This window comes from Sphingomonas benefaciens (assembly GCF_052907485.1).
The window spans coordinates 30120-44822 of the sequence record NZ_JBREIC010000002.1 but is presented as its reverse complement, the minus strand read 5'-3'; the positions used below and the strand labels follow the sequence as shown (position 1 = coordinate 44822).

General features: G+C 66.7%; 14 protein-coding genes. 9 read left to right on the top strand and 5 right to left on the bottom strand.

Annotated elements, in window-relative coordinates:
- The first annotated feature begins 37 nt into the window (after positions 1 to 37).
- Positions 38 to 931, top strand: a complete 894-nt coding sequence (locus ACU5AX_RS08670) for an iron-containing redox enzyme family protein (protein ID WP_446690938.1) — start codon at positions 38 to 40, stop codon at positions 929 to 931.
- A 348-nt stretch (positions 932 to 1279) separates the two neighbouring features.
- Here the strand turns inward: ACU5AX_RS08670 and ACU5AX_RS08665 are convergent, their stop codons facing one another.
- Entirely contained in the window at positions 1280 to 2674 is a 1395-nt protein-coding gene (locus tag ACU5AX_RS08665) for a DUF1501 domain-containing protein (RefSeq protein WP_446690538.1), read from the bottom strand.
- Between the two features lies 1 nt (position 2675).
- Positions 2676 to 4316: a DUF1800 domain-containing protein gene (locus ACU5AX_RS08660; RefSeq protein ID WP_446690537.1), complete on the bottom strand. Its 1641-nt coding sequence runs from the start codon at positions 4314 to 4316 to the stop codon at positions 2676 to 2678.
- Positions 4317 to 4611: 295 nt separating this feature from the next.
- On the opposite strand from ACU5AX_RS08660, the gene ACU5AX_RS08655 reads away from it, so the two are divergent.
- The gene (locus ACU5AX_RS08655; protein ID WP_446690536.1) at positions 4612 to 5109 is read left to right on the top strand and encodes an isochorismatase family protein; all 498 of its coding nucleotides are present in this window, start codon (positions 4612 to 4614) and stop codon (positions 5107 to 5109) included.
- Positions 5110 to 5167: 58 nt separating this feature from the next.
- Here ACU5AX_RS08655 and ctaD read toward each other — a convergent pair whose 3' ends face one another.
- Together ctaD and coxB are read right to left on the bottom strand one after the other, a co-directional pair.
- Positions 5168 to 6838 carry a cytochrome c oxidase subunit I gene (ctaD, locus tag ACU5AX_RS08650; protein WP_446690535.1) on the bottom strand — a complete coding sequence of 557 codons (1671 nt, stop codon included), beginning with the start codon at positions 6836 to 6838 and terminating at the stop codon, positions 5168 to 5170.
- Between the two features lies 1 nt (position 6839).
- Positions 6840 to 8018, bottom strand: coding sequence for a cytochrome c oxidase subunit II (coxB, locus tag ACU5AX_RS08645; RefSeq protein ID WP_446690534.1), 1179 nt, complete (start codon positions 8016 to 8018; stop codon positions 6840 to 6842).
- A 274-nt stretch (positions 8019 to 8292) separates the two neighbouring features.
- Between coxB and pyrE the strand changes: the two genes are divergently transcribed.
- From pyrE to ACU5AX_RS08620, 5 genes are read left to right on the top strand one after another with little or no spacing between them, the layout of a single operon-like run.
- Positions 8293 to 8874, top strand: a complete 582-nt coding sequence (gene pyrE, locus ACU5AX_RS08640; protein ID WP_446690533.1) for an orotate phosphoribosyltransferase — start codon at positions 8293 to 8295, stop codon at positions 8872 to 8874.
- On the top strand, positions 8871 to 9599 hold the full coding sequence (locus ACU5AX_RS08635; protein WP_446690532.1) for a pyridoxine 5'-phosphate synthase: 729 nt from the start codon (positions 8871 to 8873) through the stop codon (positions 9597 to 9599). The genes pyrE and ACU5AX_RS08635 overlap by 4 nt, the downstream gene beginning before the upstream one ends.
- A 10-nt stretch (positions 9600 to 9609) precedes the next feature.
- Positions 9610 to 10020, top strand: a complete 411-nt coding sequence (gene acpS / locus ACU5AX_RS08630; RefSeq protein ID WP_446690531.1) for a holo-ACP synthase — start codon at positions 9610 to 9612, stop codon at positions 10018 to 10020.
- Positions 10017 to 10985, top strand: a complete 969-nt coding sequence (lepB, locus tag ACU5AX_RS08625; protein ID WP_198353504.1) for a signal peptidase I — start codon at positions 10017 to 10019, stop codon at positions 10983 to 10985. Before acpS ends, lepB begins: the two co-directional genes overlap by 4 nt.
- A gap of 10 nt (positions 10986 to 10995) precedes the next feature.
- Complete coding sequence (locus tag ACU5AX_RS08620; RefSeq protein ID WP_446690530.1) at positions 10996 to 12090, top strand: AI-2E family transporter; 1095 nt, start codon at positions 10996 to 10998, stop codon at positions 12088 to 12090.
- Here the strand turns inward: ACU5AX_RS08620 and ACU5AX_RS08615 are convergent.
- Positions 12060 to 13109 (bottom strand): glycosyltransferase, encoded by a 1050-nt coding sequence (locus tag ACU5AX_RS08615; RefSeq protein WP_446690529.1) that lies wholly within the window; start codon positions 13107 to 13109, stop codon positions 12060 to 12062. The two genes, ACU5AX_RS08620 and ACU5AX_RS08615, sit on opposite strands and share 31 nt — an antisense overlap.
- A gap of 113 nt (positions 13110 to 13222) precedes the next feature.
- On the opposite strand from ACU5AX_RS08615, the gene ACU5AX_RS08610 reads away from it, so the two are divergent.
- Both ACU5AX_RS08610 and ACU5AX_RS08605 read left to right on the top strand, forming a co-directional pair.
- On the top strand, positions 13223 to 14167 hold the full coding sequence (locus ACU5AX_RS08610) for a hypothetical protein (protein ID WP_198353501.1): 945 nt from the start codon (positions 13223 to 13225) through the stop codon (positions 14165 to 14167).
- On the top strand, positions 14164 to 14703 hold the full coding sequence (locus tag ACU5AX_RS08605) for a DUF2141 domain-containing protein (protein WP_446690528.1): 540 nt from the start codon (positions 14164 to 14166) through the stop codon (positions 14701 to 14703). Before ACU5AX_RS08610 ends, ACU5AX_RS08605 begins: the two co-directional genes overlap by 4 nt.

Genomic DNA, 14703 nt, shown 5'->3' with positions numbered 1-14703 from the left:
TTGAACGGGTTGGCCGGGCTCTTAAGGGAGGATCATGATGGCCACGCGTATCGCCGAGGCACCTGTTCGCGGCTCGCAATTCCTGACCGACAGCTTCCAGCGGGGGCTGGCGCATTGGAACCGCGAACGGCTGGAGCCCGGCTTTCCCGATGCTGATTGGCAGCGCACGCTCGATCGCGACGTGCGGATGCAGCGGCTCGAGGGCGGCTTCCTCGAGGAGTTGCGCGAGGAGGTGGTGGACGAGGCCGCTGCGGCACCGACCGACGTTGACGGGTTCATCGCCTGGTTCGAGGCGCTGAAGCAGAGCGGCCCCGGTCAGCACGATCCGCTGTTCCCGTGGTTGGCGGAGCAAGCGAACCTCGATCAGCTCCGCTGGTTCTTCGAGCAGGAAGCGGCAGGCGAGGCGGGCTTCGACGATCTGGTCGCGATGACCCAGGTCAAGCTGCCGACCCTTCCCAAACTTGAACTCGCGCGCAACTATTGGGATGAGATGGGGCGCGGCCAGGCGGCGGGGATGCACGGGCCGATGCTCAATGCCTTGGCCGAGACGCTCCAGGTCTGCCCCGTGATCGAGAACACGCTGTGGCAGAGCCTGTGCCTGGCCAATGCGATGACCGCGCTGGCGACCAGCCGGCGCTACACCTGGCAATCGGTCGGCGCGCTCGGTGTGATTGAACTGACCGCGCCAGATCGGTCGGCGGCGACGGCGCGCGGGCTGAAGCGACTCGGCTTCACCAACAAGGAGCGCCGCTATTTCGATCTGCATGCGGTGCTCGACGTCAAACACTCCGAGGACTGGAACCGCGAGGCGATCCGCCCTGCCGTCGAGGAGGACCCCCGCCGCGCCACCGCCATGGCGGAGGGTGCGCTGATCCGGCTGAAGTGCGGCGAACGCTGCTTCGCGGCGTATCGCGCGGTGTTGATGGGGTAATTTTCAGGCGCCGAGATTTCCCGCTGGCCTTGAGCTTGTCGAAGGGCGTGCGGCGGTCGCGTGCTCCGACAATCTCAGCACGAACGGGGCAGGTTGGGCCTTCCATGCGTCAGGAGCGGCGTTGGGAAAATTGGGTCGCGCGGAGGCGCGAAGAAGAATGGCTTTGTTCGCGCGGAGGCGCGGAGGACGCGGAGCGGTTGCTCTTCGGCGAAGCCGCTCAATCTTCCAACAAGAAGATCGAGCCGCTAACGCGGCAAGCGCGACACCTCTGCGTGCTCGGCGCGGATTCCCCTTCCTCGCGGCTTCGCGTGAAGAAAACAAGGCTTCCGCTCCACGCCGCCCCAGGGGTCAAACGAACCCCAGGTTCCAGCTCGACTGGTTGTAATTGCCCATGTTCGGCAGGACCGTCGTGAGGTCGCCATTGCCGACGCCGAACCAACTCGCCAGCGTCGCGGCATATTGGTCGACGGAGATCGTCGGTAGCAGCCGCCCCTGACCGACGTCGTCGGCGGTGCCGTTGCCGATCGCCGGTGGCGTGCCATAGAAACGCTGGCCGCGCACCGCGCCGCCCATGACGAAATGGTGGCTGCCCCAGCCATGGTCCGACCCGTCGTCGTTCGATTGCAGGGTACGGCCGAAGTCGGAGGCGGTGAAGCTCGTCACCTTGTCGGCGACGCCCAGCGCCACGGTGGTGTCGTAGAAGGCGCGCATCGCATCCGCGACCTTGCCGATCAGTCCGGGGTGTTGCGCGACGAGATTGTCGTGAAGGTCGAAGCCGCCGATCGACACGAAGAACACCTGCCGCTTCGCGCCCAGCTCCGACGACACGGAGATCATCCGCGCCACCATCTTGAGCTGGTCGGCGAGGGCATTGCCGCTGGGGAAGAGGGTGAAGCCAGAGGCCGGCGCATTGGCGAGCGCGCCCGACACCTGCGCATAGGTGTCGAGCGCGCGCTTTGACACGCGGGCATGTTCGCCGGCAAGGACGTGACCGTTGCTGCCGGTCATCAGGCTGCGCAACGTCGCGGCAGCGGTGGTCGAGCCGTACAGCGTCGAGGCGTTGTTGAGCAGCGCCACCGGACCGCCGGTGCCGACCGCATATTGCACCGCCGACTTGCCGGTCAGATAGACCGCATTGCCGCTGGCGTTGATGCAGGTCAGCGCCGAGGCGCCGTTGCCGCTCTGAAACAGGTCGCCGATGCGACCGCCCCAACCGGAGGTCGCGCCTTCCGGATTGGAGGCCTGGAAATAGCTTTGCTGGTCGTTGTGGCTGAACAGTTTCGGCGGCAGCTTGACGCTGCTCGCCTGATATTGCGCCTTGGTGGTCGGCTGCACCAATGTGCCGACGTTGAGCGCCACCGCCAGCTTGCCCTGATTGAACAGCGGCATCAGCGAACCCATCGTCGGCGCCAGCGCATATTGCCGCCCGCCGGCGAGCGCGGTCGTCGGATTAAGCACCGTATTGGCCAGCGAGTCGCGGGTCAGCGCGATGTTCGATCGGGCGGCCAGATATTTGGCGTAGCTGTCGGCGTCATAGGGCGGCAGCGTGTTGGCATAGTCGTTGCCGCCGTACAGGAAGATGCAGACCATCGCCTTGTAATCGGTGGCGGTCGCCGCCGCCGCCTCGCCGATCGCGGCAAGGCTGGTGATGAAGGGCGTCGCCACCCCGGCAAGCCCGAGCGCGGCACCTCGCTTCAGGAAGGCGCGGCGAGACTGGTCGAGCGAGGCGCAATCGTGGTCCATCTCAGCGCACCATGATGAATTCGGGGGAGGCGAGGGTCAGCAGGATCGCGATGTTGACGCGGGTCTGCGGTCCATTGCTGGCAGTGGCGGCGACGCTGTCGACGGCCGTGCGGATCGCGGTCACCGTCGCGCTGCTCAGCTGGCCGGCGGCGAGCACCAGATTGACCTCGTCGACCAGCGCGGCGCTGTCCGCCGCTTTGGTCAGGATCGCGCTATAATCGGCCTTCACGTCGCCGGTCCCGTTCAGCACCAGCGCCTGCATGTAGTTGACGTAGGCGACGACGCTTTGTTCGTTGGTGATCTGGAACTCGGGCGCGACCAGGCCGGCGCTCGCGATGCCCGTCGCCGGTGGCGTGTAGGCGGGGCGGAAGAAGTTGAAGACGGTCTGGCTGCGCCCCATCGACTGCGCCAGCCGGGTGGACTGGTTGGACGTGTCGCCGATCGCCCAGGCGTTGGACGGCGAGGTCGCGCCAAATGCGCGGGCCCAGGCGGTCAGGCGCATCACCGGCTCGCGCAACTTGCCCGCGGTGGTGCTGGTCAGCGCAGCATCGCTGCGCGCCTCCGTGTCCAGCAGGATCGCCTTGATCACCGCCTTCATGTCGCCGCGCACGCCCGATCCATTGTCGGCAAAGGTCGCCGCGACGCGGCCGACATAGGCGGGCGAGGGATTGCTAGTGACCAGGCGCTGGATCAGCTGCTTCGACACGAACGGCGGCAGATTCGGGTGGGCGAAGATGGTGTCGAGCGCGACCTTGATCGCGGCCATGCCGCCGCCCGTCGTCGAGGTGCCGAGGAAGGTGGCGGTGCCGGTCTCGTTGATCGCGGCGTTCATCACCAGCGGCTGCCGATAGCGATCGGGCGTCGTCGAGACGCTGGAAGCAAGGCTGAGCCCGGTGAAGACGCGCGCCAGCCCGGCGACGTCGGCCTGGGTATAGGTTTCCACCGGTGCGCCGCTGGCACCCGTCTTGACGCTGCCGTCCATGTTCAGCTGGTAGAGGCCGAGCGTGAACAGCTGCATCAACTCGCGCGCGTAATTCTCGTCCGGCTGCGCGCCCGTCGTCGCGTTGGCCTTGCGGTTGTTGAGGAAGGTGAGGAACGACCCCATCGCCGCATTGGTGGTGATCGCGTCCATCAACGCGCGGTAATTGCCGAACGCATTGTCGAGCAGCACATCGACATAAGCGGCGGTGGCGAACTGCTTCCAGTTGAGGTTCACGCTGCCGATGCCGACGACCAGCATGTCGAGCAGCGCCATGCCGATGCGCTGGCGCAGCTGGTCGGGTTCCGCAATCAGCTGCCGCCACATGGTGACGTCGAAGCCCGTCTCTGCATTGATGCTTGCGGCGACGTTGTAGCCGTTGGCGACAAGCCAGTCCCAGTGCGCGGTCGCCCGCGGCAGCGCGAACTGGTCGTCGATCCAGCCTTCGTAGCGGCGGCTGACGACTGCATCGATCATCGTGCGGGTCGCGCCCATCGTCGCCTGCGCTAGGAAGCGGCTGGCCTGCGCCGTGGTGATCGCCGCCGGCGCCACGGTCACCGGTGCGCTCGGTGCCGCCGCCGTGGTGCCGCTGCCGTCGCCGCCCCCGCAGGCGGCGAGCAGAAGCGCTGCGCTGATCGCACCACCGGTCTTTATCGCAGGCACGGCGCTCCCGATGGGCGTCTCGGCCTCCCCGGAAAGCGCCCCCGCGCCTCCACCGTCCGCATCCAGCATTGTTGTATTGATCCCCGCTCCGCGCGCCGACACCCACCTGCCGGCGCCTCGAAGATACTCAACGACATACCCGTCGCGGACTTAACGAAGAAGATTAACGCGGAACGGTCCGGCGCGAAAAGGACCGGTTTGGTCGTAGCCGCAACGAAATGAGTAACGGGGTGCCTCCGCCTCTTAGCTTCGTCTCGTATACGATGGGATGGCAGCTGCACGGGAGTGGCGCGGCATGACGCGGGCCTTGATCGTGATCGACGTACAGGAAGAATATTTTCCCGGTGGGCTGATGCCGTTGTGGCAGCCCGAGGCGGTCGAGGCACGGATCGTCGCGGGCATGGCGCGTGTGCGGCAAGCGGGAGATCGCGTGCTCCTGATCCGCCATGTCGCGATCGAGAGTGGCGGCCCGTTCGCGATCGGCGGCGCCGGGGTGGCGATCCGGTCTGCGATCCTGGCGGCGGCAGGCGATGCGGCCATCGTGCCGAAATCGGTGCCGGATGCCTTCCAGGATACCGACCTGGTGTCTCACCTCGATGGCGTCGACACGCTGTTGCTGTGCGGGATGATGACCCAGAATTGCGTCGTCTTTACCGCGCTGTCGCATGCGGCGGCCGGCTATGACGTACGGGTCATCGGCGATTGGTGCACCGCGCCGACCGAACAGGTCCACCGGATCGCGCTGCGCGCCCTGGCGTCGAAGGTCGAGGTGATCTACGGGGACAGCCTGTAAGCAAAACGCCCCGGCGGAGAGGCCGGGGCGTTTCGCGTCTTCAGGTCGGTAGCGTGCCTCAGTCGATCTTCGGCAGCGTCTCGAACTGGTGGTAGGGCGGCGGCGAGGACAGGGTCCATTCCAGCGTCGTCGCACCTTCGCCCCAGGGATTGTCGGGCGCCTTCTTGCCGGCGATCAGCGACCAGATCACGTTGACGAAGAAGATCGCCATGCCGGCGGCCATGATCTCATAGCCGTGGCTCGCCAGCGCATTCCAGTGCGCATAGGCATCGGGATAGTCCGGGTAGCGCCGCGGCATGCCCTGCAGGCCGAGGAAATGCATCGGGAAGAATAGCAGGTTCACGCCGATGAAGAACACCCAGAAGTGCAGCTGGCCGAGCAGCTCGCTATACATCTTCCCGAACATCTTCGGGAACCAGTAGTAGAAGCCGGCGAACAGGCCGAACACCGCGCCTAGGCTGAGCACATAGTGGAAGTGCGCGACGACGTAATAGGTGTCCTGCATGTAATCGTCGATGCCGCCGTTGGCGAGCACGACGCCGGTGACGCCGCCGACCGTGAACATGAAGATGAAGCCGATCGCCCAGACCATCGGCGTCTTGAAGCTCAGCGAGCCGCCCCACATGGTGGCGATCCAGCTGAAGATCTTGATGCCGGTCGGCACTGCGATGACCATCGTCGCGGCGGTGAAGTACATCTTCACGTTCACGCTGAGGCCGGTGACGAACATGTGGTGCGCCCAGACGACGAAACCGACCACGCCGATCGCAACCATGGCATAGGCCATGCCAAGATAGCCGAAGACGGGCTTGCGGCTGAAGGTCGCGATGATCTGGCTGACGATGCCGAAGCCCGGCAGGATCATGATGTACACTTCGGGGTGACCGAAGAACCAGAACAGATGCTGGTAGAGGATCGGATCGCCGCCGCCGGCCGGGTCGAAGAAGGTCGTGCCGAAGTTGCGGTCGGTGAGCAGCATGGTGATTGCCGCGGCGAGCACCGGCAGCGCGAGCAGCAGCAGGAAGGCGGTGACCAGCACCGACCAGACGAACAGCGGCATCTTGTGCAGCGTCATGCCGGGCGCGCGCATGTTGAAGATGGTGGTGATGAAGTTGATCGCGCCGAGGATCGAGCTGGCGCCAGCAAGGTGGAGCGACAGGATGGCCATGTCCACCGACGGCCCGGGCTCGCCATAGGTCGAGAGCGGGGCATAGACCGTCCAGCCGGTGCCGGCGCCGCCGAAGAAGGGCGAGGCGAGCAGTAGGGTGAAGGCCGGGATGAGCAGCCAGAAGCTGACATTGTTCATCCGCGGGAAGGCCATGTCGGGCGCGCCGATCATGATCGGTACGAACCAGTTGCCGAAGCCGCCGATCATCGCCGGCATGACCATGAAGAACACCATGATCAGGCCGTGCGCGGTGATCAGCACGTTCCAAAGGTGGAGGGCGTGATCCAGGCCGCCGTCACCGCCGGGCAGGAAATTGGCCCAGCCGACCAGATATTGGATGCCGGGCTGGGCGAGCTCGGCGCGCATCAGGCCGGAGATCGCGCCGCCGATGATCCCCGCGATGATCGCGAAGATCAGGTACAGCGTCCCGATGTCCTTGTGATTGGTTGACATGAACCAGCGGGCGAAGAAGCCTGGCTTGTGGTCCGCGTCATGATGGGCGTGGTCGTCGTGGGCGACGAACGCCGCGCCGTGCGGTGCGTGGAGGGCGGTATCGGTCATCTTACTGTCCCGCGTTGCCGGTGGCCGGATTGTCGGTCGCACCCTGCGAGGTGGTGGGGGCGGCGGTGGTGACGTTTTCGGTCGGGCCGGTCACCGCATCGGCGGCCTTGGCGTCCGCCTGCTTGGCCGCGGAGCCGTCGGCGCCGGGCTGCGGGATCACCTTGTCGGACGGCGCCTTGCCGCCCGGCATCGTGCCGCCCTTCGCCTTCACCCAGGCGGCAAACTGCGCCGGCGGCACCGCTTCCACCGCGATCGGCATGAAGGCGTGGCGCGCGCCGCACAATTCGGAGCACTGGCCGAAATACAGGCCGGGCTGCTTGATCGTGAAGCTGGTCTCGTTGAGCCGGCCCGGCACCGCGTCGAGCTTGATCCAGAAGGCGGGCACCGCCCAGCTGTGGATCACATCCTGCGAGGTGGTGATCAGGCGGATCGGCACGCCGACCGGCAGCACGATGCGGTTGTCGGCGGCGAGCAGGCGCGGACCGTCGGCGTCGGTGCGGAAGCGGGCACCCGGCGCGAGCGTCGGATCGCCTTTCTCCTTGAGCATGTTGGCGGTGATCTCGAAGCCGCCGTTGTCCGGATATTGGTAGCTCCAATACCATTGGTTGCCGATCGCCTTCAGCGTCACGGCCCCCGCCGGCGCGGGCTTGAACTGCGCCTGCAGCAGGCCGATCGAGGGGATCGCGATCAGTGCCAGGATGATCACCGGTGCGGCGGTCCACACCACTTCGATGAAGGTGTTATGGCTGGTCTTGGACGGGACCGGATTGGCGGCGCGGCGGAAGCGCACCACCACGATCACCAGCAGTGCTAGCACGAACAGCGACACGACCGAAATCAGCGGGAACAACACCTTGTCGTGCATCCAATGCGCGAACTGGCCGTTGGTGGTGACCTGCGGCTGCAGGCCGATGCGGCCGGCGACCGGATGGCCGACGTCCGCGGCGGCGGTCATCGCCGGGGCGCCGTCCATCGCCAGCACCGGCGAATCCGGCTGGGCTGGTGCCGCCGCCTTGGCGGTGGTCGGTGCGATGTTGGAGACACCGCCGGGACCAGCCGCAGCCTGGGGCGCCGGGGCGCCGGCGGCCTGCGGTGCTGGCTTCGCGGCATTCTGCGCGGTGGCAGGGGCGATCCCCATTCCGGCCAGCACCAGCCCGGCGGCCAGTGCGATGCCCCTCATCGTCTTGCCCATCAGTGTCGTCACCCCGTTCAGTGCCCTCGTCCTAGCGGCCGGGGCCGAAACCCACGAAACCTGTGGCCGTTCGGCCGTTGCGGCACGCCTTTCGCGCCCCTTTTGCCATGGCCTATACGCGGCGACTAGACCCCCCATCAAGCCACGCGCGTGCAAAATAGCGCGGATCGCGCCGCTTGGCGCGCGGCCGGCGCGGTCCTATGGACCGGCGGGACGAGGCCCGACGACGTCGAAACGGCGGGCGACGAGAAAGGACGATCCGATGACCGACGACGACGTGCTCGCCGAGTTCCGTGCCGCGAACGCCTTGCTCGAGGGACATTTCATCCTGTCGTCGGGACTGCGCTCGTCGCGCTATCTGCAATGCGCCCGCGTGCTGATGGACCCGCGCCGCGGTGCGCGGCTGGCGGAGGCGCTAGCAGCTCGGCTGCCGACGGACCTCAAGGCTCGGATCAGCGCGGTGGTGTCGCCGGCGATGGGCGGCGTCATCGCCGGTCACGAGATGGCGCGGGCGCTCGGCGTCGAGGCGATGTTCGTCGAGCGGCCGACCGGCACCTTTGAGCTCCGCCGCGGTTTTCGTCTGGAAGACGGGCAGGAGGTGCTGATGATGGAGGACGTCGTCACTACCGGGCTCAGCTCCCGCGAGGCGATCAAGGCAATCGAAGCGGCGGGCGGCCGGGTGATTGCGGGAGCGGCACTGGTCGACCGCTCGAATGGCGGTGCGGACATCGGCGTGCCCTTCTATCCGTTGATCCGCCTCGACGTGCCGACCTATGAAGCCGATGCGCTGCCGCCCGAACTGGCGGCAATCCCCGCGCTCAAGCCGGGAAGCCGCGCGGCGTGAGCGGCGATCTTCGCCTCGGCGTCAACATCGATCACGTCGCGACCGTACGCAACGCGCGCGGCAGCGGTTATCCCGACCCGGTGCGTGCGGCCTTGCTAGCGGCGAGAGCCGGGGCGGACGGGATCACCGCACATCTGCGCGAGGATCGTCGGCATATCACTGACAACGACATAGCGCGGCTGTCCGAAGCGCTGACCATCCCGCTCAACCTGGAAATGGCGGCGACCGAGGAGATGCTGGACATCGCGCTGCGTCATCGCCCGCATGCGGCGTGCATCGTGCCCGAAAAGCGCGAGGAACGCACCACCGAGGGCGGGCTGGATGCGGCGGGCCAGTTCGATCACCTCGCTCCGATGGTCGCCGCGCTCGGCGGGGCGGGGGTACGCGTGTCACTGTTCATCGAACCCGAGGCGGCGCAGATCGACGCGGCGATCCGCCTCGGCGCGCCGGTCGTGGAACTGCACACGGGGCGTTATGCCGAGCTGGACGGCGAGGCGCGGACGCTGGAACTGCGCCGCCTCTCCGACGCCGCCGCACTCGCCGCCAAGAATGGGATCGAGGTGCATGCGGGTCATGGCCTGACCTATGACAATGTCGGGCCGGTCGCGGCGATCCCACAGGTCCGCGAACTCAACATCGGTCATTTCTTGATCGGCGAGGCGCTGTTTGTCGGGCTGGACGAGGCCGTGCGGCGGATGCGTGCCGAAATGGATGCCGCGCGGTGAGCGACGGGCGATGATCGTCGGCCTCGGCTCCGACCTGTGCAACATCGAGCGGATTCAGGCGTCGCTGGACCGGTTCGGCGGGCGGTTCGAGAACCGCGTGTTCACCGACCAGGAACTGGCACGCGCCGCGCGGCGGCCGTTCACCAAGGCCGGAACGCTGGCCAAGCGCTTCGCCGCCAAGGAGGCCTTTTCCAAGGCGGTCGGCACCGGCTTCAAGCGCGGCGTGTTCATGAAGGACATCGGCGTCGTCAACGCGCCATCGGGCGCACCGACGCTGGCGCTGACCGGCGGAGCCAAGGAACGCCTTGACGCGATGATCCCCGAGGGCCACGTCGCGCGCATCCACTTGACCCTGACCGATGATCATCCCTGGGCCCAGGCCTTTGTCGTGATCGAGGCGATCCCGGACCCCAAGGCATGAAGGAAGCGGTGTTGGACGGCAGCGAGGCGCGTGATCAGGCCACGGGCGGCGGATCGCCGGCGCCGGCCGGACCCGAGGCGGACAAGAAGGCCGGCGGCACCGATTGGTGGGGCGAGATAAAGGGCATCTTCTGGCTGGTACTGATCGTACTGGGCTTCCATAGCTTCATCGCCAAGCCTTTCTACATCCCGTCCGAATCGATGCTGCCGGGCCTGCGCATCGGCGACCGGCTGGTGGTATCCAAATTCACCTATGGTTGGTCCTTCGTGTCGCCGACGATCCCCAACCCCGTCGCGATCTTCGAATCGGTGGTGCTACGCAAGCCGGAGGAAAGCTGGAGCGTCGGCCTGCCGTTCATCCACGGCCGGCTGCTCGGTCGCCTGCCCAAGCGCGGCGACGTCGTCATCGTCACTCCGCCGGGCACGCGCAACGATTACATCAAGCGGGTCATCGGCCTGCCGGGCGACACGCTGGAGGTGCGCGGCGGTACGGTGATCCTGAACGGCAAGCCGGTGCAGCGCGGCCCGCTGCACTATGTCGATCTGCCCGTCGACACCAACAGCCCGTGCAGCGAGAGCGACTATTATGGCGCCAAGCGGCCAGCGCCCGGCGGCGGCTTCGTCTGCCACCTGCCGATCGTCACAGAGACGCTGCCCAACGGCCGCCGTTACGATACGGTCGACCTGGAGCCGGACAGCCCGGGCGACAATTACGGGCCGATCCGCATCCCGGCCGATCACGTCTTTCTGATGGGCGACAATCGTGACCGGTCGGCGGACAGCCGCTTTCCGCTCAGCCAGCTCGGCCTCGGCGGGCCGGTGCCCTATGAGAACCTTGGCGGTCGTGCGGAGTTCATCACCTTCAGCCTCGATGGCGACGCGACGCTCAACCCGCTCACCTGGTGGGGATCGCTGCGCTCGCATCGGGCGGGAATTTCGCTCCACCCGGCCGAGGGTGGTCAATAAGGGGGCCGGCATGGCGCAGACGAAGACGACGCTCGTAACGGATCCGAGCCCCAATGAGCTGCGCGATCCCTTCGTCCGCCAGGAATTGAAGCGCGCCTCCGTCTGGCTCGGCCTGATCGGCGCGATCGCATTGGTCGTGCTGCTGGTCCAGCCGCTGCTGATCATTCTTGCGGGCATCGTCTTTGCCGCGCTGCTCGATGGCGGGGTCAGGCTGCTCGGCAAGGTGCTGCCGATCGGCCGCGGCTGGCGGCTGCTGATCGTCGTGCTGCTCGTCGTAGCGTTCCTGCTTGGTACTTTCTACCTGACCGGCGTGCAGGTGTCGCAGCAGGTCATGCAGCTTCGCTCGACGCTGGAGGTTCAGGCGAACCGCGTCACCGGCTTCCTCAGCGCCCAGGGGCTGATGCCCGGTGCGTCCGACGTCAACGGCATCGTCAAACAGGCGCTCGGTTCGGTCGGGCGCGTGACGTCCTGGGTCGGCACCGCAATCGGTGCGATCACCAGCCTGTTCATGATGCTGGTGCTCGGCCTGTTCCTGGCGATGGAGCCCAATCTCTACGAGCGCGGGCTGCAGTGGCTGGTGCCGAGCGACGCGCGTCCCGAGTTCGCGCGCACCACGCAGCGGATGGGCGAGACGCTGCGCAAGCTGCTCGCCGGGCGTCTGCTCGGCATGGCGTTCGAAGGCGTGTTCACGGGACTGGTGCTGGCGATCGGCGGAGTGCCGATGGCGATGTTGCTCGGCATCATCGCCGGCATTCTCGCCTTCATCCCCAATCTGGGCGCGATCATCACCGGCGTGCTGATGGTCGCGGTCGGCTTCAGCGGTGGTACGCATACCGGCCTGTGGGCGATCGCTACCTATGTCGTGGTGCAGACGATCGACGGCTATGTCGTGGTGCCGATGGTTGCCAAGCGCACCGTCGATCTGCCGCCGGCATTGACGCTGGGGACGCAGATCATGGCGAGCGCGCTGTTCGGCATCCTCGGCCTGGCGCTGGCCGATCCGATGACGGCGATGGTCAAGACCGCGCTGAAATGCCGTGCCGAACGCGAATCGGAGGCGATCGACGCCGACGCTCAGACCAGCGAGTCGAACAGCGTCAGGTAACGTGCGGCGGAATCGGTGCCGGGCTGCGGCACCGGATCGGGCCGGGGCGCGGCCAGCCAGTGGGTCAGTGCTGCCGCGAGCCCGCCGGCATCGTCCCGCTGGACGATGCTACCGAAGCGATGGTCAGCGACGATCTCCGCCACCGCAGGGCTGCAGTCGGTGGTGACGACCGGCGTGCCGACCGACAGGGCCTCGCGCAGCACACCGGGTACACCCTCGTAATCGGACGGTAGCGCCAGCAGCGCGGCACGCGCCATCGCCGGCAGGGGGTCGGCGGTATGGCCGAGCAATTGCACCCGCCGCTGTAGACCGAGCGCGGCCACCTGCCGCTCAAGGGCAGGCCGCAATTCGCCTTCACCCAGAATCGCCAGTGCGACATCGTCGGGCAGCGCGGGCAGGGCGGCGATCAGCCGGTCCCAGCGTTTCTGCGGTACCAGCCGGCCGACGCCGAGCACGAAGCGGCCGCGAGGCAGCGCGGGGAGCGGCGCACCCTCGACGGGCGGGGCGGGCGGATTGGGAATGACGCTGGTGCGCGACAGCATGCGCGTCATCCGTCCCGCCTCCGCCGCGGTGGCCGGCGTCATCGCCACCATATGGTCGAGGAACCAGCGGTGCTGGGTCAGCCAGATGCGATGTGCGAGGTCGAGGATCGGGCCATGATCGCCCCGCGCCGCGGCGTTGGACATCTTGCCGACAATCGGCGGGCAGTCGCGACCGAGCCGCAATCGCGTCCACGCGGCGATGCTGGTATAGAAATTGCCGGCGCAAAAGATGACGTCCGGCCGGCGGTCGCGCACGATGCCGGGCAGGCCGAACTGCGCCAGATAGGTCGGCGTGCCGAGCTCGATGAGATCGAGCCCCGCCGGCATCTCCGCCGCGAGCGGTCCGGCCGTGTCGCCGATCACCAGGGTGACGCGCCGGCCCGCCGCCAGCCAGCCCCGCGCCAGGCGCAGCTGCGCCCGTTCGACGCCACCGCCCGACAAATCACAAGCATAGGTAAGTATATGGCGGGCGGTCATTGGCGCGCGCTTCCTGCCACAGCCTGACCTGACGCGATAGTTACGCTGTTTTCATGTGCACGCCGGGTAGGTTATGGCTATGGGCCCCCATCACCACGTGCGGACCATCCGGGTTGCAGATCGATCAGCGTACACAGCGTTCCGACGCCGACATAGGCCCTCCCGGTTCGCCGATCGCGGGACTGGAACCCCTCTCTTCCATCAAGCGCCGGTGGCCGACGATCATCGGCGGCCTGTTCACGCTGGCGATGCTAGGCGGGCTTGCCCATGAGCTGCTTGGCTCGGGCCTGCACGGGCTGGAGCAATCGGTACCCCGCAACCCGTTGTTCTACGTGACGTTCATCGCGCTGTATTTCATTCCCCCACTGGCCGACTTTCTGATCTTCCGCCGCTTGTGGGGCATTCCTGCCGCCGGCCTGATCGCGTTGATCAAGAAGCGAATCGCCAACGATGTGGTGCTCGGCTATTCGGGCGAGGCATATTTCTACGCTTGGGCGCGGGCACGGACGCATCTGGTCGCGGCGCCGTTCGGCGCGGTCAAGGATGTGTCGATCCTGTCTGCGATCGCCGGCAATGCGGTGACGCTGGCGGTGATCGCCATGGCCCTGCCGGTCGGACGCGAACTGATCCCGCCGGAGATGATCCGCTACGTCTACGGCTCGCTGGCGGTGATCTTCGGCACGTCGCTGCCCTTCCTGATCTTCTCGAAGCGGGTCTTCTCGCTGTCACGCCGCGACCTGTGGTTCGTCTTCGTGGTGCATTGCGGCCGGCTGATCTTCGGTGCGCTGTTCCTGGCGATCGCCTGGGCACTGGCGATGCCGACCGTGTCGGTGGGGACGTGGATTTTTCTGACCGCCGGGCGGATGCTGTTCTCACGATTGCCGCTTTTGCCCAACAAGGACCTGCTTTTCGCCAATTTTGCGATCCTGATGATCGGGCAGGATCAACAATTGTCGGAATTGATCGCGTTCACCGCCGCTGCCGTGCTGCTGGTGCATGCGATCCTGATCGTCGGTTTCGCGATCGAGTCGTTGGTGAGGAGGAAGCGTCAGGCATGAAGACGGCATGGATGGCCCCGCTCGCGATATTGGCCGCCGCAGCCGGCACGACCTTGGCCGTCGCGCAGGCCACGGCCGAAGTGATCGGCATGGATGCCGCCGCCTGCACCGGGCGCGAAGGTCCTGCGATCCTTGCGAACCTCACCGGGCTCAAGGATCGCAAGGGCCGGCTGAAGCTGGAATTGTATCCGGCGAACGAGGATGATTTCCTCAAGGACGACCGCGACCTCGTCGCCGAGGGCAAGACGTTCCGGCGCGTCTGGGTGCAGACGCCGTCGTCGGGATCGGTCGAGATCTGCATTCGCGTGCCGCGGCCGGGTCGCTACGCCCTGTTCGCGACGCACGATCGCGACGGCAAGAACAAGTTCAACTTCTTCCAGGATGGCGCCGGTTTCCCGGGTGGCGCACGGCTCGGCATGTCGCGGCCCAAGCTGCCCCAGGCGATCATCGACGTTGGCAATGGCGTCGCGACCACCAATATCCGCATGCAATATTTGCGCGGGCTCGGCGGTTTCGGGCCGATCAAAGGCAACTGA